Genomic DNA, 22,850 nt, shown 5'->3' on the forward strand with positions numbered 1-22,850 from the left:
TTCCCCGCGCAACCTAAGGTGCGCGGGTCCTCGCGCACCCTGAAGATGCGCAGGTCCCCGCGCCCCTTGTGGGTGGGGTGGTTATTCCACCGTTACCGACTTGGCCAGGTTGCGGGGCTTGTCGATGTCGCGGCCGAGGGTCAGGGCCGTGTGGTAGGCGAGGAGCTGGAGCGGGATGCCCAGCAGGATCGGGTCGAGCTCGTCCTCGTTCTTCGGGACGACGATCGTCTCGTCGGCCTTCTCCTGGACCTGGTGGCCCACGGCGAGGATCTTGCCGCTGCGGGCCTTGATCTCCTCCAGGGCGGCGCGGTTCTTCTCCAGCAGGTCGTCGTCGGGGACGATCGCGACCGTGGGGAGCGCCGGCTCGATGAGGGCAAGCGGACCGTGCTTGAGCTCGGAGGCGGGGTAGGCCTCGGCGTGGATGTAGGAGACCTCCTTGAGCTTCAGGGAGGCCTCGCGGGCGACCGGGTAGCCGCGGACACGGCCGATGAAGAGCATCGAGCGGGCGTCGGCGTAGGCCTTGGCCAGCTGCTCGATCTCCGCCTCCTGCTCCATGATCTCGGCGATCTGCGCCGGCAGCTTGCGCAGGCCCTCGATGATGCGCTTGCCGTCGCGGACCGAGAGGTCGCGGGTGCGGCCGAGGTGCAGGGCGAGCAGGGCGAAGGCGACCGTGGTGTTGGTGAAGCACTTGGTCGACACGACGCAGACCTCGGGGCCGGCGTGCACGTAGATGCCGCCGTCCGCCTCGCGGGCGATGGCCGAGCCGACGACGTTGACGATGCCGAGGACCCGGGCGCCCTTGCGCTTCAGCTCCTGGACGGCCGCCAGCACGTCGTAGGTCTCACCCGACTGGGACACCGCGATGTAGAGCGTGTCGGGGTCCACGACCGCGTTGCGGTAGCGGAACTCCGAGGCGGGCTCGGCGTCGGCGGGGATACGGGCGAGCTCCTCGATCATCTGGGCGCCGATCATGCCCGCGTGGTACGAGGTGCCGCAGCCCAGGATCTTCACGCGGCGGATGCGGCGGGCCTCGCGCGCGTCCAGGTTGAGGCCGCCGAGGTGCACGGTGGAGAAGCGGTCGTCGATCCGGCCGCGCAGCACGCGGTCCACGGCCTCGGCCTGCTCGTGGATCTCCTTGTGCATGTAGGTGTCGTGGCCGCCCATGTCGTAGGAGGCGGCCTCCCACTCCACGGTGGTGGGCTCGGCGGTGGTGCGCGTGCCCTCGGTGGTGTAGGTGCGGAAGTCGTCGGCCTTCAGCGTGGCCATCTCGCCGTCGTCGAGGGTGACGACCTGGCGGGTGTGGGCGACCAGGGCGGCGATGTCCGAGGCGACGAACATCTCCTTCTCGCCGATGCCGAGGACGACCGGCGAGCCGTTGCGGGCGACGACGATGCGGTCGGGGAAGTCGGCGTGCATGACGGCGATGCCGTAGGTGCCCTCGATGACCCGGAGGGTCTCGCGGACGCGGTCCTCCAGCTTCTCCGCCTGGGACCGGGAGATGAGGTGGACCAGGACCTCGGTGTCGGTCTCGGAGAGGAACTCGACGCCGTCGGCCTCCAGCTTGCGGCGCAGGTCGGAGGCGTTGTCGATGATGCCGTTGTGGACGACGGCGACCTTGCCCTCGGCGTCCAGGTGCGGGTGGGCGTTCACGTCGGAGGGGGCGCCGTGGGTGGCCCAGCGGGTGTGGGCGATACCGGTGGTGCCCTTGAAGCGCGCCGGGACCTTGGCCTCCAGGTCGCGCACCCGGCCCTTGGCCTTGACCATCTTCAGGTTGGGCGTCTTCGGGGAGGAGACGACCACGCCGGCCGAGTCGTAGCCGCGGTACTCCAGGCGCTGCAGGCCCTCCAGGAGGAGGGGCGCGACGTCACGCTTGCCGATGTATCCGACGATTCCGCACATACAGAGGTATTCCTAGCCGTAGACGATGCGGCGCAGCTGCCGGAGCGAGAGCTCCGGCGGTGCCACCGCCCGGTATTTCAGGTCCGCCTCGATCTGTTCGAAGATCTCCGCGTTGAGCAGGCCCTGGGCCTGGAGCTCGCGGTGGCGGCGACGGACGAACTCCGTGGTCGTCTCGTCGAAATAGGCGAGCACGTCCTGGACCACCCGCAGCGCCTCGCCCCGGTTCAGGGGCGTGGACCGCGTCAGATGATCAACAAGTTCGTCGTGCACCCGTAGATCCTGGAGTAGCTGAACGCTTCACGCAACCATCCTGCCCGATTTCGGGCAGGCGCGGGTGGCGAATGGGTTGCTTTGTCACATTCTCTTCAGGATCGCCTGCTTCGCCAGCGTGAACTCCTCGTCCGTGAGCACGCCCGAGCGGTGCAGTTCGCCCAGTTCGCGCAGCCGCCGCAGCAGGGCGTCGTGGTCGTCCTCGGGCGGGGCCGGGGCGGGGGAGTCCGGCCGTGCCCGGCCCGTGTCGTCGGCGGGCGCCGCCGGGTGCGGCAGGCGGGCCTGGACGGCGGCGGCCACCAGCGCCATGAGCGGGTCCTTCTTGAAGCCCCAGAGCTCGACCGCGTGCGGGTCGTACTTCGGCGAGAGCTTGCTGGGGAAGTCCCGCACGGTGAAGCGCAGGTGGCCGTTCTCCAGGCCCGCGGCCGGCTGCCACTCCACGCCCGTTATGTCGGACATGGCGAGCGTGCGGCTCCCGGCGGAGGACTTGGCCTCCTCCGTCTTCCAGTTCCACTCCAGCCGCACCTGCTCGCCGTCGAAGGCGGCCGTGCCGTCCCCGGCGGACGCCGACAGCGGGACCGACGGGCCCGGCAGCAGATAGCGGTCCACCGGGTCGGCCGGCACCTGGTCCAGCAGCAGGGCGTTGCGGATCTCGTCCGTGAAGTACTCGGCGACGCCGTAGCGGTCGGACTCCACGAGCAGCTGGTACGGGTCGTGCGGATCGCCCAGCCGTCCGCCGGTCGCCTGGAGCAGCGGGTCGGCGCCCTCTCGCAGCCGCAGTCGCAGGCGTCCGGTCTTCTTGCCCTGCTCGAACGAGATCCCCGCCAGGGCTTCCAGCGGTACGACGAGTTCACCCAGGTCTCGGCGTAGCAGGCCGACGCTCTTGTCGCGGCCCGGTGTCAGACGCAGGGCGTCACCGTCGAAGATCCACGTGCCGTCCTTCTGGATGATTTCCGCCATGGGGGCGATTGTTTCATCGGTCCATGCCTGGCGGGGGCGGTGATTCGGGTGCGGGCCGGTGGGGGTTGTTCGCGCAGTTCCCCGCGCCCCTTTTTGGGTCGCGATCCTTCTGGTTTGGGTGCGGGCGGGTGGGGGCTGGTCGCGCAGTTCCTCGCGCCCCTTCAGGTCGGTGGGGGTTGTTTGCGCAGTTCCCCGCGGCCCTTTGGGTAGTTCCTCGCGGCCCTTTGGGTGGTTCCTCGTGGCCTCTTCACGGGGCACCCCCCCGGAGGACCGTCTCCGGAGGGGGCGTGTGGTGGGGGAGGGTCAGTAACCGGTGATCGGGTTTCTCAGCGTGCCGACCAGTTGGAGCGCGGCCGACGGGTCCGCCAGGTCCACCATCTGCTTGTTGTTGCGCAGTTGGAGGCGGTTGAGGCAGGACAGGATGAACTCGGGGGCGAACATGTCGTACTGGCGGAACCTGTCGGCCAGTTCGGGCGTCGTCTCCTGGTACTCGCGGGTGACCTCGGCGACCGTGCGCCAGAAGCCGTCCTCCTCCAGGACGTCCTCGGCGGCGAGGTTCGCGGCGAGGAAGCGGAAGAAGCAGTCGAAGACGTCCGTGAAGACCGACAGCAGCTTCTGGTCCTCCGGCACCTCCACCCGGATGCGCGTGACCTCGGGCGGCAGCACCGCGTCCGGGTCCATGACCACGATCTCCTCGGCGATGTCCTTGTAGATCGCGCGCTGCACGACGCCGTCCCTCAGGACCAGGATCGTGTTCTCGCCGTGCGGCATGTAGGCCAGGTCGTAGGCGTAGAAGCTGTGCAGCAGCGGGACGTAGTAGGCCCGCAGATAGCGGCGCAGCCACTCCACCGGGGCCAGGCCCGACTGCTCGATCAGGGCGGCCGCCAGGCCGCGGCCCTCGTGGTCGACGTGCAGCAGTGAGGCCATCGTGGCGAGGGACTCGCCGTCCTGGAGGGAGGCGACGGGGCTCTCGCGCCACAGGGCGGCCAGCATCTTGCGGTACGGCGAGTAGCGGTCGGTCGCCCGCTCGTACTCCAGGTGCCGGTAGCCGACGGCCGCGCGCTCGCGGATGATCGTCAGGCCCGTCGACTTCAGCACCGGGTCGTTGTCGATCAGCTGGGCCAGCCAGTCGTTGATCGCCGGGGTGGCCTCCATGTAGGCGGCCGACAGCCCGCGCATGAAGCCCATGTTGATCACGGACAGGGCCGTCTTCACATAGTGCTTCTCGGGCTGCGAGGCGTTGAAGAACGTCCGGATGGACTGCTGGGCCAGGTACTCGTCCTCGCCCTCGCCCAGGCACACCAGGTGCCCCCTGGCGACCTCGGCGGCGAAGGTGACGGTGAGCTTGTTCCACCACTGCCAGGGGTGGACGGGGATGAGCAGGTAGTCGGCGGGGTCCAGGCCCCGGTCGGTGAGCTGCCGCTCGAACCGCTCGACGGTCTCCTCGCCCAGTTCCTGCCGGACGAACGACTCGTACTCGATGCCGGCCCCGGCCGTGAACGCGGCCCGGGAGCGGTGGGCGGCCAGCCACACCAGACGCACCGGGCTCGCGGTCTCCGGGGCGTAGGACAGGTACTCGTGGATGCCGAAGCCGAGGCGGCCGTTGTTGGCGACGAAGCAGGGGTGGCCCTCGGTCATCCCCGTCTCGATGGCCTGGAAGCCGCTGCGGGCCAGCACGGAGGACGGCAGCTGCGGCTTGGTGAGCTTGTAGCAGGTGCCGGAGAGGGTGGAGGAGATCTCCTCCAGGTAGACCGGCAGGATCTCGTCGCTCAGCCCCAGGGCGTCCTTGAACTCGATGAAGAAGTCCAGGGCGGCGAGCGGGAGTTCGGCCCCGTCGCGGTGGCGGGATATGGAGTCGGCGTCGATCTGCCAGTGGTCCAGGGCGCGGCGGACCGCGGCGAAGCGGTAGCTCGTCAGTCCGTCGTCGCTGCGGACGGCGTACGACTCCCCGTCCGGCTCGGGCGTGAGCAGCCGCTCGTGCGCGAACTCGGCGAGGGCCTTGCGGATCAGCTGTCGGTTGGCCAGGTCCCAGTGCTCGGGGGTGAGATGGGAGACGGCGTCGGCGAGGGTCACGCGGCCACCGCCTTCTCGAACCGCGCGCGGGTGCAGAAGCTCAGCAACGCCCTTTTCTCCGGCTTGTCGATCTCCCGCTCGGGCACGAATCCGACGGCCTCGTTGAGCGCGTGCACCGCCTTGTTGTCCACGTCGGGCTCGACGACCACCCGCTCGACGGCCGGGTCCTCGAAGAGGCGGGCCATCACCGCGGTGATCACGGCCTTGGTGAACCCGCGCACGGGCGTGTCCGTCGGCGGCGTCAGGAAGTGCATGCCGACATCGCCCGGCTGCGGCTCGTACAGCCCGACCAGCTCACGGTGGCGCGGGTCGTAGTACTCCATCAGGAAGGCGGGGACGCCGTCCTGGAGCCCGAGCAGGGCGTGGTGGTGCTCGTCGGCGGCGATCTCCATGTACGCCCGCTCGACGTCCTCAAGACGCGCGTCCCGCATCATCCAGAACGCGGCTTTGGGGTGGGTGACCCAGCCGTGCAGCAGCTCGGCGTCGCTGAGCGGGTCGAGGGGACGGAAGGTGAAGGTGATGACGCTCATACGGCGAACTCCTGGAACGCGATGGTCTTCTCGACCGGGTAGTACTCGGAGCCGAGCAGCTCGCTGATGATGCAGCTGTTGCGGTACGCGCCCATGCCCAGGTCCGGGGACGTGATGCTGTGGGTGTGCACGCCGGCGTTCTGCAGGAAGATGCCGCGGCCGGTGATGTCGATGGAGTAGTTGCGGGCCACGTCGTAGCGGCCGTGGCCGTCCAGACGGATGCGGTCCCGGACCGGCTCCAGGAAGGCCGGGGCCTTGTAGTGGTAGCCGGTGGCCAGGATCAGGCCCTCGGTGTCGATCTCGTAGTCCTTGCCCTGCTCGTCCTGGCGCAGACCCAGCTTGTAGACACCGTCCTCGTGACGGGCGCTGTGCAGCGTGGAGTTGGTGAGCAGCCGGGTGGGCACCGGGCGGTCGCCGCTCTCGACGTTCTTCTGGTAGAGCAGGTCGAAGATCGCGTCGATGAGCTCCGAGTTGATGCCCTTGAACAGGCCCTTCTGCTGCTTCTCCAGGCGGTAGCGGGTGTCCTCGGGCAGCGCGCGGAAGTAGTCGATGTAGTCGGGGGACGTCATCTCCAGGGTCAGCTTGGTGTACTCCAGCGGGAAGAACCGCGGGGAGCGGGTGACCCAGTTGAGCTGGTAGCCGTGGACGTCGATCTCGGACAGCAGCTCGTAGTAGATCTCCGCGGCGCTCTGGCCGCTGCCGACGATCGTGATCGACTTCTTCCCCGCCAGCTCCGCCTTGCGGTGCATGTACTGCGCGTTGTGGAAGAGGTCGCCGCCGAGGTCCTGGCAGGCTTCCGGGACGAACGGCACGGTGCCGGTGCCGAGGACGAGGCGGCGGCCGCGGTAGACGTCGCCGCCCTGGGTCCGGACGACGTACAGCTCCTCGCTCTCGTCGTACGTCACCTCGGTGACGGTCGTGCCGAAGCGGACACTGCTGAGCTTTCCGGCCGCCCAGCGGCAGTAGTCGTCGTACTCGACGCGCAGGGGGTAGAAGTTCTCGCGGATGTAGAACGAGTACAGCCGGCCCTTCTCCTTCAGGTAGTTCAGGAAGGAGTACGGAGAGGTCGGGTCGGCCAGGGTGACCAGGTCCGACATGAACGGCGTCTGGAGGTGGGCGCCGTCCAGGAACATGCCGGCGTGCCACTCGAAGTCCGGCTTGGACTCCAGGAAGACGCCGTTCAGCTCGGCGACGGGCTCGGTCAGACAGGCCAGGCCGAGGTTGAACGGGCCGAGCCCGATGCCCACGAATGCGTAGGTCGTGTCCGTGGTGTCAGGAAGCGCGGTCAAGGGATTCTCCCAGGTACTGCTCGGCGTGGCCGGCGATCAGATCGAGGACGGCGGCGATGTCGGACGTCTTCGTCTCGGGGTTGAGCAGGGTGAACTTCAGGTAGTGGCGGCCGCCGATCTTGGTGCCCGCGACGATGGCCTCGCCGGAGGCGAACAGGGCCTTGCGGGCGTGGAGGTTGGCGCGGTCGATCTCGGCCGGGTCGGTGACGGCCGCCGGGATGTAGCGGAAGACCAGGGTGGACAGCGAGGGCTCGACCACGACGTCGTAGCGCGGGTCGGCGGCGAGCAGCCTCCAGCCCTCCTCGGCCAGGTCGCACACCTCGTCGAAGAGCCGGCCGATGCCGTCGGCGCCCATCACGCGCAGGGTCACCCACAGCTTGAGCGCGTCGAAACGGCGCGTGGTCTGCAGGGACTTGTCGACCTGGTTGGGGATGCGGTCGGCCACCGCGCGGCGCGGGTTGAGGTAGTCCGCGTGGTAGGTGGCGTGGCCCAGGGTGGCCGCGTCGCGGACCAGCAGCGCGGAGGAACTCACCGGCTGGAAGAAGGACTTGTGGTAGTCCACGGTGACGGAGTCGGCGCGCTCGATGCCGTCGAGGAGCTCGCGGCGCTTCAGCGAGGTGAGCAGACCGCAGCCGTAGGCGGCGTCGACGTGCATCCAGGTGCCGTACTGGGCGCACAGCTCGGCGATCTCGGGGAGCGGGTCGATGGACCCGAAGTCGGTGGTGCCCGCGGTGGCGACGACGGCCATGGGGACCAGGCCGGCCTCCTTGCAGCGCTCCAGCTCGCGGGCGAGGGCGACGGTCCGCATGCGCTTGTCGTGGTCGACGGGGACGGAGACGACCGCGTCCGGGCCGAGGCCGAGCAGTTTGGCGGACTTCTTGACGCTGAAGTGGCTGACCTCGGAGGCGAAGATGCGCAGTTTCGCCAGGTCGTCGCTCTTGGCCTCCTCGCGGGCAAGCAGCAGAGCCTGGAGGTTGGACTGCGAGCCGCCGGAGGTGAACACGCCGTCGGCGGCGGGGCCGAGGCCGATGCGCTCGGCGGTCCAGTCGATCAGCCTGCGCTCGATGAGGGTGCCGCCGACCGACTGGTCCCAGGTGTCCAGCGAGGAGTTGACGGCGGAGAGGATGGCCTCGCCCAGCACCGCGGGGATGACCACCGGGCAGTTGAGGTGGGCGAGGTAGCGGGGGTGGTGGAAGTAGATCGCGTCACGGAGGTAGACGTCCTCCAGCTCGTCGAGCACGGCCGTGGTGTCGTGCAGCGGCCGGTCCAGGTCGATCCGCTCGATACGGGGAGCGAGGGCGTCGACCGTCACTCCCGTGAACGGGCGGTCGGTGGTGGCGAGTTTGGCCGCCACCCGCTCGACTCCGTCGGTCACGGAGCGGCGGTAGAGCTCCGCAGTCGTGTCATTGAGCAGGTGCGAGCGCATGCGGGGGGCCTCCGGGTGGGGATGGACCGTGAGGGAATCCGTGAAGACGTACAGGAAGAGGGGCGGAGCCCCGGCTTCGAACTTAGGTTAGCCTAACCTAAGTTCGAGTCGGAATGCTCCACCCCTCAAGTGACTGCCGTCACTCCGCTTGTGGCGGTGACTGCCTTACGGAACAAGGCAGTTCACTCCTCCTGTTCACGCAGCTGCTCCTCGGTCAGGCCGCGGCGCCAGTAGCCCACGAACGTGACCTGCCGGCGGTCGATGCCCCGCTCGCCCACGAAGTGGCGGCGCAGCTCCTTCACGCGGCTCGACTCGCCCGCGATCCACACGTACGGCCGCTCGGCTGCCGGGAGTTCGGCCGTCTTGATGGGGCCGAGGGCCATGGGGGACCCCTCGGCGTCACTGGCGTCGCGCACCAGCCAGGTCACCGAGGCGTCGGCCTCGGTCTCGACGTCCTGGATGTTCCTGGCGTCCTCGACCTCCAGCCAGGCCCGTACGGGCGTCCCGGCGGGCAGGGCCTCCAGACAGGCGAGGAGCGCGGGCAGCGCCGTCTCGTCGCCCCACATCAGCACCAGGTCGGTGTCCTCGGCGGGCCGGAACCGTATCGCGCGGTTGTCGGCGACGGCCGGGCCGATCAGCTGGACCCGGTCGCCGGCCTTCGCGTCGGCGGCCCAGCGCGAGGCGGGCCCCGCCGGGACGGCCGCCCCCGGCTCCACGCCGTGCAGCACGAAGTCGATGTCGATCTCGTCCGGCTCGCGCCGCAGCGCGCGCAGCGTGTACGACCGCATCACCGCCCGCGTCTCGTCGGGCTGTTCCCGCCAGGCCTGGTACCAGTTCTCGCCCGCCTCGACCGGCACCCCGGGCTCGGTGCGCCCCGGCGCCGGCAGGAAGAGGGACAGCGACTGGTCGAGACCGTCGGAGTGGAAGTGCGCGAGGTCGTCACCGGCGAAGGTGACCCGGACGAGTGACGGACCCAGTGCCTTGGTCCGTACGACGTGAAGAGAGAAGAACCGAAAGGCGAGTGCGTCGGCTGTCACGGAATCTCCAGAACCGATCGATCAGGGGGCGGTGGAGGCACCTGAGGGGCGCGGGCCGTGGTTGATCCGCGGCTGCCGCCGCGGGGCGCGACCAGCCGCTACGGGCCCGCGGTCACCCCACAACCACAACAGGCGCTCAGCTGACCTTCTTGGCCATCTCCAGCGCCGCCGCCAGGTTCTCCACCAGCGCCACACACTTGTCGTACGACAGGATCGGCTCGGGCGACCGCGAGATGACCTGCCCGGCCCTCACCGCGGGCAGCTTCTTCCAGGTGCCCTCGGTGATGTCGGCCGGCTGGATCGTCGCGGAGCGGTCGTCCATGATGATGATGTCCGCGTCGTACTTGTCGACGTTCTCCCAGCTGAGGCCCTCGTACCAGCCGCCACCCTCCGCCTTCGCCTTCTCCGAGGGCTCGACGAAGTTCACGCCGAGGGCCTTGAAGTACTCAAGGTCCAGGGAGAGGTTGGAGCCGGAGACGTAGAACAGGTCCTGGCTCGCGGAGCCGGCCAGCACCTTGAGGTTCGGCTTGGCCTTGGCGGCGGCGCGCAGCCGCGCGGAGGCCTCCTCGAAGCGCTTCTTGGCGTCGGTGACCTTCGCCGAGGTCACGTCGCCGCCGAGGGACTTGGCGAGTTCCAGCATCCGGGCGAGGGAGACGTCGAGCTTGCGGTCGTAGGCGGAGACGGCCACGCTCGGGGCGAGCTTGGCGATCTTGTCCTTGGACTCGTCGGGGACGTACCAGAGGGTGCCCGCGGCGTCGAAGGTGGTGGTGAGGAGGACGTCGGGGGCGAGGGCCGCGTACTGCTCGACGTTGAACTGGCCCCAGACGTTGCCGAGGACCTTCACCTTGGTGATGTCCATGTCGCCGGCCTGGACGTCGGGCTTGCCGTCCTGCGTCCTGGTCGGGCCGAAGACACCCTTGACGGAGATGCCGTAGTCGTACAGGGCGGCGGCGACACCGGTGAAGGCGACGATGTTCGCCGGGACCTTGTCCAGCTTCACGGTCGTGCCGCGGTCGTCCTTGAAGGTCCAGGGACCCGAGGCCTTGGCCGACGCCTTGGTGTCCGAGCCGCCGCTCTTCTTGTCGTCGTCGCCGCAGGCCGTGAGGACGGCACCGAGGCCGAGGGCGCCACCGGCGGCGAGAATGCCGCGGCGGGACAGGAGAGTGGCACGGGCATTGGGCATGGCTGTGGCTGCTTTCGAACAGGGCGGAAGGCCCGCCGGACAAGTCGAAAGGTAGGTTAGCCTAACCTCAGATCTTGTCCAGGAGGCGGGGCGGCGCCGGCCGTGACCGGCCTCCCGCGGAGGGCCTTCCCGCGCTGTTCCCGCAGCTCGGGGCGCGTCAGCCCACCAGGCCCAACTCCCTTGCGATCAGCATCCGCTGGACCTCGCTCGTGCCCTCGCCGATCTCCAGGATCTTGGAGTCGCGCCACATGCGGGCGACGGGGTACTCGTTCATGAAGCCGTAGCCGCCGTGGACCTGGGTGGCCTCACGGGCGTTGTCCACCGCGACGGTGGAGGAGTACAGCTTCGCCAGCGCGGCCTCCTTCTTGAAGGGGGCGCCGGACACCAGCCGGGCGGCCGCGTCGCGCCAGGCGAGGCGGGCCGTGTGGGCCTTCATCTCCATGTCGGCGATCTTGAACTGGATCGCCTGGTTGGCGCCGATCGGCCGGCCGAACGCGTGGCGCTCCTTGGCGTACTTGACCGACTCGTCCACACAGCCCTGCGCCAGGCCCGTCGCCAGCGCGGCGATGGCGATGCGGCCCTCGTCCAGGATGCGCAGGAACTGGGCGTAGCCGCGGCCCTCCTCGCCGAGCAGGTTCGCCGCGGGCACGCGTACGTCCTGGAAAGACAGTTCACGGGTGTCCGAGGCGTTCCAGCCGACCTTGGAGTACGGCGCCGCGACGGTGAAGCCGGGCGTGCCCGAGGGGACGATGATCGCCGAGATCAGCGGCTTGCCGTCCGGCTTGCGGCCGGTGACCGCGGTGACCGTGACCAGGCCGGTGATGTCGGTGCCGGAGTTGGTGATGAAGCACTTCGTGCCGTTGATGACCCATTCGCCGGTCTCCGCGTCCAGCCGGGCCGTCGTCCGGGTCGCCCCGGCGTCCGAGCCGCCGTCCGGCTCGGTCAGCCCGAACGCGCCCAGCATCTCGCCCGCGCACAGCCGGGGCAGCCACTCGCGCTTCTGCTCCTCGGTGCCGAACAGATGGATCGGCATCGCGCCCAGCGAGACACCCGCCTCCAGGGTGATGGCGACCGAGGAGTCGACCCGGGCCAGTTCCTCCAGGGCGATGCCGAGGGCGAGGTAGTCGCCGCCCATGCCGCCGTACTCCTCCGGGAACGGCAGCCCGAACAGGCCCATGCGGCCCATCTCGCGGACGATCTCGTAGGGGAACTCGTGCCGCTCGTAGAAGTCGCCGATCTTGGGCGCGACCACGTCGTGGGCGAACTCCTCGACCGTGCGGCGCAGTTCTTCCAGTTCGGGGGAGAGTCGGTAGTCCATGTCGTTCACTGCTCCTGGTGGGAGAGGGCTCTGACGGTGCGGGACGGGCTGGGTCGGCCCAGTTGTCCGGCCATCCACTCGCTCGTGGCGACGAGGCGGCCGAGGTCGATACCGGTGTCGATGCCGAGGCCCCGCAGCATCCACACCAGGTCCTCGGTGGCGAGGTTCCCGGTGGCGGACTTGGCGTAGGGGCAGCCGCCCAGGCCACCGGCGGAGGCGTCGACCGTGGTGACGCCGTGCTCCAGGGCGGCAAAGGTGTTGGCCAGGGCCTGGCCGTAGGTGTCGTGGAAGTGGACGCCGATCACGTCGGTCGGCACGCCGCTCTCGTTGAGCGCGGCGAGCAGCGCCCGCACATGGCCCGGTGTGCCGACGCCGATGGTGTCGCCGAGGCTCAGCTCGTCGCAGCCCATGTCCAGCAGGGCCTTGCAGACGTGCACGACCTGGTGGACGGGGACAGCGCCTTCCCAGGGGTCGCCGAAGCACATGGAGACATAGCCGCGCACATGGGCGTGCTCGTCCTTGGCGCGGGTCACGACCGGCTCGAAGACGGCCAGCGACTCCTCCAGCGTGCGGTTGAGGTTGGCCTTGGCGAAGGTCTCGGTGGCACTGGCGAAGACGGCGAGCCGCCGCGCGCCGAGCGCCAGCGCGCGGTCCAGGCCCCGGTTGTTGGGGACCAGGACCGGCAGGTGCACCCCTTCGAGGTCGCTCACCAGCGGGAACAGCCGCTCGGCGTCGGCCAGTTGGGGCACCCAGTCGGGGTGCACGAAGCTGGTGGCCTCGATGGTGGTCAGGCCCGCCTGCGCCAGGCGGTGGATGAACTCGGCCTTGACCTCGGTCGGGACGGTCGTCTTCTCGTTCTGCAGGCCGTCGCGGGCGCCGACCTCGTGGATGCGCACCCGGGCGGGCAGGCCCGCGGTCGGGACGGGCATGGGGAGTGCGGGCTCCGTCACTGTTCCGCCTCCTCGTGGGGCGCGATGACCGCGAGCACCTGGTCCATGGCGACCGTCGTGCCGGGCGTGACGTCCAGCTCGGTGACCGTGCCGGCGTGCGGGGCGGAGATGACGTGCTCCATCTTCATCGCCTCCACGACCAGCAGGCTCTGACCGGCCACCACCTCGTCGCCGACGGCGACCTTCACCACCGTGACCGTGCCGGGCATGGGCGCGGTCAGGGAGTCGGAGCCCGCGTGGGCGGCCCGGTTCAGCGCGGCCTCGACCGGGTCGTGGTCGCGCACCTGCCAGGCATCGCCGTCGCGCCCCAGCCAGGTGCCGTCCGCCAGCGTGGCGAAGGTGTGGGTGACACCGTCCAGCTGAAGGGTGAAGCGGGATTCGGCGCCGGGACGCGGGGACGGGCCCCCGGACCCCCGAAGCGGTTCGTCTCTGCCGGGCAGCAGCAGCTCCATCCGCCCGTCCGGGGCGCGGCGCACGCGCACGGTCACCGGCTCCTGGCCCGGAACCCGCAGGTGATGCGGTGTCCAGGCCGGCTCGCCGCCGAGACGGAAGCCGTCCGCCGCCGCGAAGGGGTCGGCCCAGTCGCCGGGCCCGGCCACCGCGAGCGCCGACTGGCGCAGCAGCGCCGCGGCCGCGTAGAGCTCCGTCGGCACGACGTCGGCCACGAGCCCGTCGACCTCGCGCTCGACCAGCCCCGTGTCCAGCTCGCCCGCCACCACGTCGGGATGGGCCAGCAGGCGGCGCAGGAACCCGGCGTTCGTCTGCACGCCCAGGGTGACCGTCTCCGCGAGGGCCGTGCGCAGCTTGCGCAGGGCCGTGGCCCGGTCGGGGCCGTAGGCGATGACCTTGGACAGCATCGGGTCGTACAGGCTGCCGACCTCGGTGCCCTCGCTGAGCCCGGAGTCGGTGCGCACGCCGTCGCCCTGCGGTTCGTTCAGCTTGAGCACGCGACCGCCGGAGGGCAGGAACCCGCGCGCGGGGTCCTCGGCGCAGATCCGGGCCTCGATCGCGTGCCCGGTCAGGGTGATGTCCTCCTGCGCGAAGCCGAGCGGCTCACCGGCCGCCACCCGCAGCTGCCACTCCACCAGGTCCAGGCCCGTGATCAGCTCGGTGACCGGGTGCTCCACCTGGAGGCGGGTGTTCATCTCCATGAAGTAGTACGCCGACGGGTCGCCGCCGGGGACGATGAACTCCACCGTGCCCGCGCCCCGGTAGCCGCAGGAGCGGGCCGCCTGCACGGCCGCCTCGCCCATCGCGGCACGCGTGGCCTCGTCCAGGAGGACCGAGGGCGCCTCCTCGATGATCTTCTGGTGGCGGCGCTGGAGGGAGCACTCGCGCTCGCCGAGGTGCACCACCTCGCCGTGGCCGTCCGCGAGGACCTGGATCTCGATGTGCCGGGGCCGGTCGATCCAGCGCTCCACCAGCAGGGTGTCGTCGCCGAAGGAGGCGCGGGCCTCGCGGCGGGCGGCCGCGATCTCCTCTTCCAGCACGGTCAGGTCCCGCACCAGGCGCATGCCCTTGCCGCCGCCGCCCGCGCTCGGCTTGAGCAGCACGGGGGCGCCCAGCTCCCGCGCGGCCTCGGCCAGTTCGGGGCCGCGGCCGCCGGGCACCACGGGCACCCCGGCCGCCCTCACGGTCTCCTTGGCGCGGATCTTGTCCCCCATCAGGGAGATGGCTTCCGCGGACGGGCCGATGAACACGAGCCCCGCCTCGGCGCACGCCCGCGCGAAGCCGGCGTTCTCCGCGAGGAAGCCGTAGCCCGGGTGGACGGCCTGCGCGCCGGTGCGGGCGGCGGCTTCGAGCAGCCGCTCGACGGACAGATAGCTCTCGGCGGCGGGCGCCGGGCCGATCCGTACGGCGATGTCGGCCTCCCGCACGTGCCGCGCGTCGGCGTCGGCGTCGGAGTGGACCGCCACCGAGCGCACGCCCAGCCTGCGCAGAGTACGGATGACCCGGACGGCGATCTCGCCGCGGTTGGCCACGAGCACGGTGTCGAACATCGTCGTCAAGCCCTTCACATCCGGAAGACGCCGAACTGGGGGTCACCCAGCGGGGCGTTCGCACAGGCGGTCAGTGCCAGGCCCAGCACCTGCCGGGTCTCCATCGGGTCGATGACCCCGTCGTCCCACAGGCGGGCGGTCGCGTAGTAGGCGTTCCCCTGACGCTCGTACTGCTCGCGCACCGGCGCCTTGAAGGACTCCTCCTGCTCGGCAGGCCAGTCCTCGCCGCGGGCCTCCAGCTGGTCCCGCTTGACGGTGGCGAGCACCGAGGCGGCCTGCTCGCCGCCCATCACGGAGATCTTGGCGTTGGGCCACATCCACAGGAAGCGGGGGGAGTAGGCGCGGCCGCACATGGAGTAGTTCCCGGCGCCGTAGGAGCCGCCGACGACGACGGTCAGCTTGGGCACCCGGGCGCACGCCACGGCCGTCACCATCTTGGCGCCGTGTTTGGCGATGCCGCCCGCCTCGTAGTCCCGGCCGACCATGAAGCCGGAGATGTTCTGCAGGAACAGCAGGGGGATGCCGCGCTGGTCGCACAGCTCGATGAAGTGCGCGCCCTTCTGGGCGGACTCCGCGAACAGGATGCCGTTGTTGCCGATGATCCCGACCGGGTGGCCGTGGATGCGGGCGAAGCCGGTGACCAGGGTCTGCCCGAACTCGGCCTTGAACTCCGCGAAGCGCGAGCCGTCGGTGATCCGGGCGATGATCTCGCGCACGTCGTAGGGGGTGCGGGAGTCGACGGGGACGGCCCCGTAGAGCCCGGCCGGGTCCACCTTGGGCTCGACGGACGGGCGCACCTGCCAGGGCAGGGCCCCGCGCGCGGGCAGTGTGCCGACGATGTCGCGCACGATCCGCAGCGCGTGCGCGTCGTCCTCCGCCAGGTGGTCGGTGACACCGGAGACCCGGGAGTGCACCTCGCCGCCGCCCAGCTCCTCGGCGGTGACGACCTCACCGGTGGCGGCCTTCACCAGCGGGGGGCCGCCGAGGAAGATCGTGCCCTGGTTGCGCACGATGACGGCCTCGTCGCTCATGGCCGGGACGTACGCCCCGCCGGCCGTGCACGAGCCGAGGACGGCGGCGATCTGCGGGATGCCGGCGCCGGACATACGGGCCTGGTTGTAGAAGATCCGCCCGAAGTGCTCGCGGTCCGGGAACACCTCGTCCTGCATGGGCAGGAAGGCGCCGCCGGAGTCGACCAGGTACACGCACGGCAGGCGGTTCTCCAGGGCCACCTCCTGGGCGCGCAGATGCTTCTTCACGGTCATCGGGTAGTAGGTGCCGCCCTTGACCGTGGCGTCGTTGGCGACGACCACGCACTCGCGTCCGGCGACCCGGCCGATGCCGGCGATCACCCCGGCCGCCGGGGCCTGGCCCTCGTACATCCCGTCGGCCGCGAGGGGAGCCAGCTCCAGGAACGGCGAACCGGCGTCGAGCAGGGTGTCCACCCGGTCGCGCGGCAGCAGCTTGCCGCGCGCGGTGTGCCGCGCACGTGCCTTCTCGCCGCCGCCGAGGCGGGCCGCGGTCAGTTTGCCGCGCAGTTCCCCGACGAGCGCCCGGTGGGCCTCCTCGTTGGCCCGAAAGGCCTCCGACGCGGGGTCGGCCGCGCTGTGAAGCTCCGGTGCCTCATCCATCCTTGCGGATCCCCTCACCTTGTTAATGAGCGTTAACGCATTTCCCTCAGGTTAACGACCGCTAACCTCCCTGTCTAGAATTGCTCGCATGGCCCCCAGAACCGACGCACCCACCCGCCGCGAGCAGATCCTCAAGGAGGCCGCCCGGCTGTTCGCCGAACGCGGCTTCCACGGTGTCGGCGTGGACGAGATAGGGGCCGCCGTCGGCATCAGCGGCCCCGGCCTCTACCGGCACTTCCCGGGCAAGGACGCGATGCTGGCCGAACTGCTGGTGGGGATCAGCAGCCGGCTGCTGACCGGTGCCAAGCTCCGCGTGGCCGAGGCCGACGGCATGCCGGCGACGGAACTCCTGGACTCGCTCATCGAGGGCCATATCGACTTCGCCCTCGACGACCGCCCTCTCATCACCCTGCACGACCGCGAGCTGGACCGCCTGCGCGACAGCGACCGCAAGCTGGTGCGCCAGTTCCAGCGCCAGTACGTCGAGCTGTGGGTCGAGGTGGTCCGGGCCTGCTATCCCGGCCTTGCCGAGCCCACCGCCCGCTCGGCCGTCCACTCGGTCTTCGGCCTGCTCAACTCCACCCCCCACCTCGGTCGGCCGGGCTCCCTGCCGGGTCGGCGCGTGACGGCGGAACTGCTGCACCGGATGGCGCGCGGGGCGTTCGCGGCGTCGGCGGGCAACGGCTCCACCAACGCCTGAGCCTGGCCCGTCCGGCGCGTGAGCCCGTGCGCGGTTCCTCGCGCCCCTTGGCGGTGCCTGGCTCGTGTGTGTCCGGCGGTGCGGGTCGTTGGTGCTTGTTCGCGCAGTTCCCCGCGCCCCTTGGGGGGTGCCCGGTCGGCCTCGGGAGGTCCGGGAACCGTTTGGGGGGCAGCGAATCGCGCGGGTGGGGGCGCGGGGAATCCGGCGGCCGGGCCCGCGCGCATGCGACGGTCCCGGGCGTCCCGCGCCTCCGGGTCTCCCGCGTCCCCCGTGCTCCCGCGCGTCCCCGCACACACCCGCCGGCCGCCTCCCCGGAGGTGGGGGAGGGCGAGGAGGGTGCTGCGGCGCTGTCGTGGTCGGGTGCTGTGGGGGGATCCCGCGCCTGGGCCCGCTGCCCGACCGAGGCCGCTCCATTGGCCAGGGCGCCGCGGGCCCGCATGCTGGAGAGTGGCGGGGAGGCGTGACGAGCATTACGCGGTGATAGCTCTGGACGCCCTCCCTACCGGCCGGTACGGTTGATATGAGCAAGCGCTTAGACATGTGACCGCGGAGGTGGCGGCGTGCGCCGTACGGTGTTCAACGAGGATCACGAGGCTTTCCGGGAGACCCTCAGGGCCTTCATCGAGGCCGAGGTCGTGCCCGTGTACGACGAGTGGTTCGCCGCCGGCCAGGCGCCGCGCGAGTTCTACTACAAGCTCGGCGAGCTGGGCGTCTTCGGCATCAACGTGCCGGAGGAGTTCGGCGGCGCGGGCATGGACAGCCACAAGTTCGAGGCCGTCCTGTACGAGGAGACCGCCCGCGCGGGCGTCCAGTTCGGCGGCTCCGGCGTGCACGTGCTGCTCGCCCTGCCTTACATCAAGATGCTGGCCAATGACGAGCAGAAGAAGCGGTTCCTGCCGAAGTTCGTCTCCGGCGAGGAGATGTGGGCCATCGCGATGACCGAGCCGGGCACCGGCTCCGACCTCGCGGGCATGAAGACCACCGCCAAGCTCTCCGAGGACGGCACGCACTACGTCCTCAACGGCGCCAAGACCTTCATCACCGGCGGTGTGCACGCCGACAAGGTCATCGTCTGCGCCCGCACCTCGGCCCCCACCGCCGAGGACCGCCGCTTCGGCATCTCCCTGTTCGCCGTGGACACCAAGTCCGAGGGCTACTCCGTCGGCCGCAAGCTGGACAAGCTGGGCCTGCGCACCTCCGACACCGCCGAGCTGGCGTTCGTCGACGTCAAGGTGCCGGTCGAGGACCTGCTGGGCGAGGAGAACAAGGGCTTCTACTACCTCGGCCACAACCTGGCCTCCGAGCGCTGGGGCATCGCCTTCGGCGCCTACGCGCAGGCCAAGGCCGCCGTCCGGTTCGCCAAGCAGTACGTGCAGGACCGCACCGTCTTCGGCAAGCCGGTCGCCCACTTCCAGAACACCAAGTTCGAGCTGGCCGCCTGCCAGGCCGAGGTGGACGCCGCCGAGGCCGTCGCCGACCGCGCCACCGAGGCCCTGGACGCCGGTGAGCTGACCGCCGCCGAGGCCGCCTCCGCGAAGCTGTTCTGCACCGAGGTCGCCCACCGCGTCATCGACCGCTGCCTCCAGCTGCACGGCGGCTACGGCTACATGAACGAGTACCCGATCGCCCGCCTGTACGCCGACAACCGCGTCAACCGCATCTACGGCGGCACCAGCGAGATCATGAAGTCGATCATCGCCAAGGACATGGGCCTGTAAGGCCCCCGCAATCACCGGCGTATACAACTGACCACATGAGCCAGGCACTCCAGGATCTCCTCGATCTGCTCGACCTGGAGCAGATCGAGGAGAACATCTTCCGCGGCCAGTCCCGCTCCGCCGTGGTCCCCCGGGTCTTCGGCGGTCAGGTCGCGGCCCAGGCGCTGGTCGCCGCCGGGCGCACGGTCCCGGCGGACCGGCCGCCCCACTCGCTCCACGCGTACTTTCTGCGCATGGGCGACCCCGGCGCGCCCATCGTCTACAACGTCGAGCGCATCCGCGACGGCCGCTCCTTCACCACCCGCAGGGTGGTCGCCGTCCAGCACGGCAGGCCGATCTTCTCGCTGTCCGCGTCCTTCCAGGAGCACGAGGAGGGCATGGACCACCAGGCGCCCATGCCGCCCGCTCCGGACCCGGCGGCGCTGCCCACCTCGCAGGACCGGTTCCGTGGCTACGGCCACCTCGACCCCAAGGTCGTCGAGCACTTCCTCGCCGCGCGGGAAGCCATCGACCTGCGCTATGTCGAGGAGCCGCCCTACGGGCAGTACGGAGAGCCGCGCGAGCCGCACTCCCAGGTGTGGTTCCGCACCAACGGCAAGCTCGACGGCGCCGTCGACAACCCCCTGCTGCACATCGTCCTCGCCACCTACGTCTCCGACATGACCCTGCTCGACTCGGTCCTGCTCGCGCACGGCCGCGGCGGCTGGGCGGTCGGCGACGTCGTCGGGGCCTCCCTGGACCACGCCATGTGGTTCCACCGGCCCTTCCGCGCCGACGAATGGCTGCTGTACGACCAGGAGTCCCCCTCGGCGTCCGGCGGCCGCGGCCTCGGCCAGGCCCGCATCTACACCCAGGACGGCCGGCTCGCGGTGTCGGTCATCCAGGAGGGCGTCGTGCGCGTGCCTCGGTGAGACCGAGGTCACCCATCGGGCGGCCGCAGACGTTGTCTTCGGCGGCAGGCGCATGGCCGGCCTCGCACAACCTGGACGGCGCGGGCGCGGTCCGCCGCCGAGGCGTCCCCGGCACGCCGGGGCCCGCGCCCGCCGCACGGTCCGGTGCGGGCCGTCCCGGGATCAGCTCAGGCCCGCCGCCGCCAGCAGATACGCCGTCATCGGGTCGTAGTAGCGCGGGCTGACCACGTGGTCGTCCAGCGGGACCGTCACCTGCACGGTGCCCTCCGCCTCGGCGATGAACAGGGCTGGGTCGTTGCAGTCGGCGTAGCCGACGGAGTCGACGCCGTGCTGTCCGGCGTAGCCCGCCCACCCGTGGTCGGCGACCACCAGGTCGGGCAGCGGGCGGCCCGCGCGCTCCAGGCCGGTCAGGATGGCGCGCATCGGCTCGCCCGAGTGGGTGTGCCAGAGGGTGGCGCCGTGCTCCAGCACGGACACGTCCGCGAACTGCATGACATAGCCCTCGTCGGTCTGCAGCCCGTCGGGGATGACCACGATCTCGCAGCCCGCCGCGCGCAGGGCGGCCGCGGTCGCGCGGTGGACGTCGAGCAGGCCGCCCGGGTGACCGGTGGCGAACAGCACCCGCTGGCGGTCCTCGGCCGCCTTGCGCAGCCGCCCGGCCAGCCGCTCCAGGGCGTCGACGGTCAGCTCCGGGTCGATGGTGTCCTGGCCGTAGCGGTACTCCGGGTCGTCGCTGACGCCGCAGCGCTCCGCCATCACCGCGAGCACGTCCTGCTCGTCGGTCCAGCGGTCGCCCAGCTCCAGGCCGAGCCAGAAGTTGCGGACGCCGTTGGCGAGCTGGCGGTAGTGGGAGAGGTTGTTCTCGCGCGGGGTGGCGACATCGCCCGCGATACGGGTTCTGACGAGGTGTTCGACGAGCTCGTCGCGGCTGGGAGTCCCGGGTATCGGCATGGTGCCCATTGTGAGGCAGACCTACCGGCCGGTTGCGGTCGTCCCGCACGCTGGGACATGCGTCACTTCGCTCTGTGACACCGCTGTCACATCAGTTCTCGTGCCGCAGCGCGAACCACAGCTCCATGCGTACGTCGGGGTCGTCCAGGTCCGCCGCGAGCAGGGCCGCGCACCGCCCGACGCGCTGGCGCACGGTGTTGCGGTGCACGGACAGGGCGACCGCGGTGCGGTCCCAACTGCCGTGCAGGGAGAGCCAGGTGCGCAGTGTCTCCACCAGGGTGGGGCTGCCCGCGAGCGGGGCGAGCAGCGTGGCCGCGTACGTCTCGGCGTCCGCCCGCGGCACCAGGCCGGCCAGCCCCGGGCGGGTGCCGTGCCGGACCAGGGCGCCCCGGGTGGCGCGGGCCCGCGCCAGGGCACGGGCGGCCTGGGTGTCGGCGGTCTGCCAGTCCGCCGGCTCGACGGCGGCGCTCACCCCGAGCGTCCACCCCTGCTGCGGTCCGGGCTCACGCGCCCCCGCTCCCGGCAGCAGCACCCGGACGACCCCGTCACCCCCGTCGTCCACGTCGACCAGCGGCGAGCCTAGCGCCGCCCCGAGCGCGGTCGCGGCCACCGGATCGACCGCGCCGGGCGCCTCCGGGCGGGCGTGCACCACCCGCCACGGCCCGGTCCCGAGCAGTCCCGCCACCTCGTCGGGCGCGGCGCCCAGCAGCAGCCGGACGAGGGCCGAGGAGCGGGCCGCGCCCGTGCCGCTCTGCTGTTCGCCGGTCAGCAGCGTGAGCAGCACCGCGGCGACCGAGGCGATGGTGTGGTCCCCGGGGTCGCGCCGGGGCGCCGCCACGGCGAGCACGAAGCCGGGCCCGGCGCCGAGCGCGTACGCGGTGAGGTGGACCCCGGCGACGGTGGCGCTGGCGCTGGCGGAGGAGCGCGCGAGGAGCGTCGCGGCCAGCTCCGCCAGCGCCGTGTCCGTACCGGGCCCCGGAGCCCGCCCGGCCGCGGCGATCTCCGCGCTCTCCGGACCGTAGAGCACCGCCCGCCCCGCGACGCGCCGGGCCAGCCGCCGCAGCACCGACGGCACCGGGTCGGGACGGGCCGCGGCGGCGGCCAGGGACTGCTGGGCCTCGGTGACCCGGCGCAGCTCGGCCGTCCGGGCCTGTGCCATCAGCTGCCACACGGCCCGCGCGATGCCGGAGAACGTGGTCCGCGGCGGCACCTCCAGCAGCGGCAGCCCGTACCTGTCGCAGGCCGCGACCAGGGCGGGCGGCACGGTGTCGTGCACGGGCACGAGCCCGAAGCCGAGGGCCGCGCCGCCCGCGGCGACGATCCGGGACACGTACGCGTCGAAGTAGTCCCCGGGGTCCGCGGCCGCCGGGACGTGCACGCCCGCCGTCAGCAGCAGCTCGCCGCCCAGCAGATACGGATAGGGGTCGGCCATCTCCGAGGTGTGCGCCCAGTGGATGACGGCATCCGGGTCGGACGGCCCGGCGATCCGGCGCAGACCCAGGTCCTCACGGGCCAGCAGGGCCATGAGGGGCACGGGTGGCGTGGGCGGAACGGCCGGCTCCGGCATGGTGTGCGATTCCTCCACTCCGTTCGGCTCGAATGGATGAAACGTACACTTCGCAGCCGCATTCCGGCCACCTACTGTCGGTCGGGCACAGGCGGTCGCGGGTACGGGCGGATGTCCCCGCGTCGAGCCGCCGCACGCACCCCCGCATCCCTGCACGACACGCCACCGGAAGTGCGCGAAGGAGGGCCCCGCATGGCCGTCGACTGCACAGTGATCGTCGTCTGTCTGGCCGGCATGCCGGCTCTTGGACCTGGTGGGGCATGCGCCGCGCCAGGTCCAAGAGCGAGTTCCTGGTCGCCGGCCGCAGGCTCGGCCCGGCCATGTACTCCGGCACCATGGCCGCCATCGTGCTCGGCGGCGCGTCCACCATCGGCGGTGTCGGCCTCGGCCACCAGTACGGCCTGCTCGCCTCCCTCGTCGCCTGCCTGGCCGTCTCG

18 protein-coding genes and 1 pseudogene are annotated in these 22,850 nt (G+C 71.1%); 4 read left to right on the plus strand and 15 right to left on the minus strand.

The genetic code is table 11. The features are described from left to right. Nucleotides 1–81 precede the first annotated feature (81 nt). The 13 genes from glmS to ABZZ79_RS03585 form a co-directional block, all read right to left on the minus strand. Nucleotides 82–1,899, minus strand: coding sequence for a glutamine--fructose-6-phosphate transaminase (isomerizing) (gene glmS / locus ABZZ79_RS03525; RefSeq protein ID WP_356686033.1), 1,818 nt, complete (start codon nucleotides 1,897–1,899; stop codon nucleotides 82–84). Nucleotides 1,900–1,911: 12 nt separating this feature from the next. Further along, the gene (locus ABZZ79_RS03530) at nucleotides 1,912–2,169 is read right to left on the minus strand and encodes a hypothetical protein (protein ID WP_356686034.1); all 258 of its coding nucleotides are present in this window, start codon (nucleotides 2,167–2,169) and stop codon (nucleotides 1,912–1,914) included. A gap of 84 nt (nucleotides 2,170–2,253) precedes the next feature. Continuing rightward, complete coding sequence (locus tag ABZZ79_RS03535; protein ID WP_356686036.1) at nucleotides 2,254–3,129, minus strand: DUF4429 domain-containing protein; 876 nt, start codon at nucleotides 3,127–3,129, stop codon at nucleotides 2,254–2,256. A 303-nt stretch (nucleotides 3,130–3,432) separates the two neighbouring features. Further along, the gene (locus ABZZ79_RS03540; RefSeq protein ID WP_356686038.1) at nucleotides 3,433–5,202 is read right to left on the minus strand and encodes an IucA/IucC family siderophore biosynthesis protein; all 1,770 of its coding nucleotides are present in this window, start codon (nucleotides 5,200–5,202) and stop codon (nucleotides 3,433–3,435) included. Next, the gene (locus ABZZ79_RS03545; RefSeq protein ID WP_356686040.1) at nucleotides 5,199–5,732 is read right to left on the minus strand and encodes a GNAT family N-acetyltransferase; all 534 of its coding nucleotides are present in this window, start codon (nucleotides 5,730–5,732) and stop codon (nucleotides 5,199–5,201) included. The genes ABZZ79_RS03540 and ABZZ79_RS03545 overlap by 4 nt, the downstream gene beginning before the upstream one ends. Next, on the minus strand, nucleotides 5,729–7,021 hold the full coding sequence (locus ABZZ79_RS03550) for a lysine N(6)-hydroxylase/L-ornithine N(5)-oxygenase family protein (protein WP_356686042.1): 1,293 nt from the start codon (nucleotides 7,019–7,021) through the stop codon (nucleotides 5,729–5,731). Before ABZZ79_RS03550 ends, ABZZ79_RS03545 begins: the two co-directional genes overlap by 4 nt. Then, nucleotides 7,005–8,447, minus strand: a complete 1,443-nt coding sequence (gene desA, locus ABZZ79_RS03555; RefSeq protein ID WP_356686044.1) for a lysine decarboxylase DesA — start codon at nucleotides 8,445–8,447, stop codon at nucleotides 7,005–7,007. Before desA ends, ABZZ79_RS03550 begins: the two co-directional genes overlap by 17 nt. A gap of 182 nt (nucleotides 8,448–8,629) precedes the next feature. After that, nucleotides 8,630–9,484 carry a siderophore-interacting protein gene (locus ABZZ79_RS03560; protein WP_356686046.1) on the minus strand — a complete coding sequence of 285 codons (855 nt, stop codon included), beginning with the start codon at nucleotides 9,482–9,484 and terminating at the stop codon, nucleotides 8,630–8,632. A gap of 136 nt (nucleotides 9,485–9,620) precedes the next feature. Then, a complete protein-coding gene (locus tag ABZZ79_RS03565; RefSeq protein WP_356686048.1) occupies nucleotides 9,621–10,667 on the minus strand; it encodes an ABC transporter substrate-binding protein in 1,047 nt (348 codons plus the stop codon). Nucleotides 10,668–10,824: 157 nt separating this feature from the next. After that, nucleotides 10,825–11,985 (minus strand): acyl-CoA dehydrogenase family protein, encoded by a 1,161-nt coding sequence (locus tag ABZZ79_RS03570; protein ID WP_356686050.1) that lies wholly within the window; start codon nucleotides 11,983–11,985, stop codon nucleotides 10,825–10,827. 5 nt (nucleotides 11,986–11,990) lie between these two features. Continuing rightward, nucleotides 11,991–12,914, minus strand: coding sequence for a hydroxymethylglutaryl-CoA lyase (locus tag ABZZ79_RS03575; RefSeq protein WP_356686657.1), 924 nt, complete (start codon nucleotides 12,912–12,914; stop codon nucleotides 11,991–11,993). Nucleotides 12,915–12,931: 17 nt separating this feature from the next. Next, nucleotides 12,932–14,935, minus strand: a complete 2,004-nt coding sequence (locus ABZZ79_RS03580) for an acetyl/propionyl/methylcrotonyl-CoA carboxylase subunit alpha (RefSeq protein ID WP_356686659.1) — start codon at nucleotides 14,933–14,935, stop codon at nucleotides 12,932–12,934. Nucleotides 14,936–14,949: 14 nt separating this feature from the next. Then, entirely contained in the window at nucleotides 14,950–16,566 is a 1,617-nt protein-coding gene (locus ABZZ79_RS03585; protein ID WP_356686052.1) for a carboxyl transferase domain-containing protein, read from the minus strand. An 88-nt stretch (nucleotides 16,567–16,654) separates the two neighbouring features. Here ABZZ79_RS03585 and ABZZ79_RS03590 point away from each other — a divergent pair, with 88 nt between their 5' ends. From ABZZ79_RS03590 to ABZZ79_RS03600, 3 genes are all read left to right on the plus strand, one after another. Then, a complete protein-coding gene (locus ABZZ79_RS03590) occupies nucleotides 16,655–17,266 on the plus strand; it encodes a TetR/AcrR family transcriptional regulator (protein ID WP_356686054.1) in 612 nt (203 codons plus the stop codon). A gap of 560 nt (nucleotides 17,267–17,826) precedes the next feature. Next, on the plus strand, nucleotides 17,827–18,984 hold the full coding sequence (locus tag ABZZ79_RS03595; protein WP_356686056.1) for an acyl-CoA dehydrogenase family protein: 1,158 nt from the start codon (nucleotides 17,827–17,829) through the stop codon (nucleotides 18,982–18,984). Nucleotides 18,985–19,019: 35 nt separating this feature from the next. Then, nucleotides 19,020–19,895 carry an acyl-CoA thioesterase II gene (locus tag ABZZ79_RS03600; protein ID WP_356686058.1) on the plus strand — a complete coding sequence of 292 codons (876 nt, stop codon included), beginning with the start codon at nucleotides 19,020–19,022 and terminating at the stop codon, nucleotides 19,893–19,895. Between the two features lie 162 nt (nucleotides 19,896–20,057). Here the strand turns inward: ABZZ79_RS03600 and ABZZ79_RS03605 are convergent, their stop codons facing one another. Continuing rightward, nucleotides 20,058–20,846, minus strand: a complete 789-nt coding sequence (locus tag ABZZ79_RS03605; protein ID WP_356686060.1) for a phosphatase — start codon at nucleotides 20,844–20,846, stop codon at nucleotides 20,058–20,060. Between the two features lie 91 nt (nucleotides 20,847–20,937). Further along, the gene (locus ABZZ79_RS03610; RefSeq protein ID WP_356686062.1) at nucleotides 20,938–22,413 is read right to left on the minus strand and encodes a PucR family transcriptional regulator; all 1,476 of its coding nucleotides are present in this window, start codon (nucleotides 22,411–22,413) and stop codon (nucleotides 20,938–20,940) included. Nucleotides 22,414–22,605: 192 nt separating this feature from the next. On the opposite strand from ABZZ79_RS03610, the pseudogene ABZZ79_RS03615 reads away from it, so the two are divergent. Further along, nucleotides 22,606–22,817, plus strand: a pseudogene (locus ABZZ79_RS03615) (sodium:solute symporter); the annotation flags it as partial. Nucleotides 22,818–22,850: the final 33 nt, after the last annotated feature.

This window comes from Streptomyces sp. NPDC006458 (assembly GCF_040612135.1).
Taxonomy (GTDB): Bacteria; Actinomycetota; Actinomycetes; order Streptomycetales; family Streptomycetaceae; genus Streptomyces.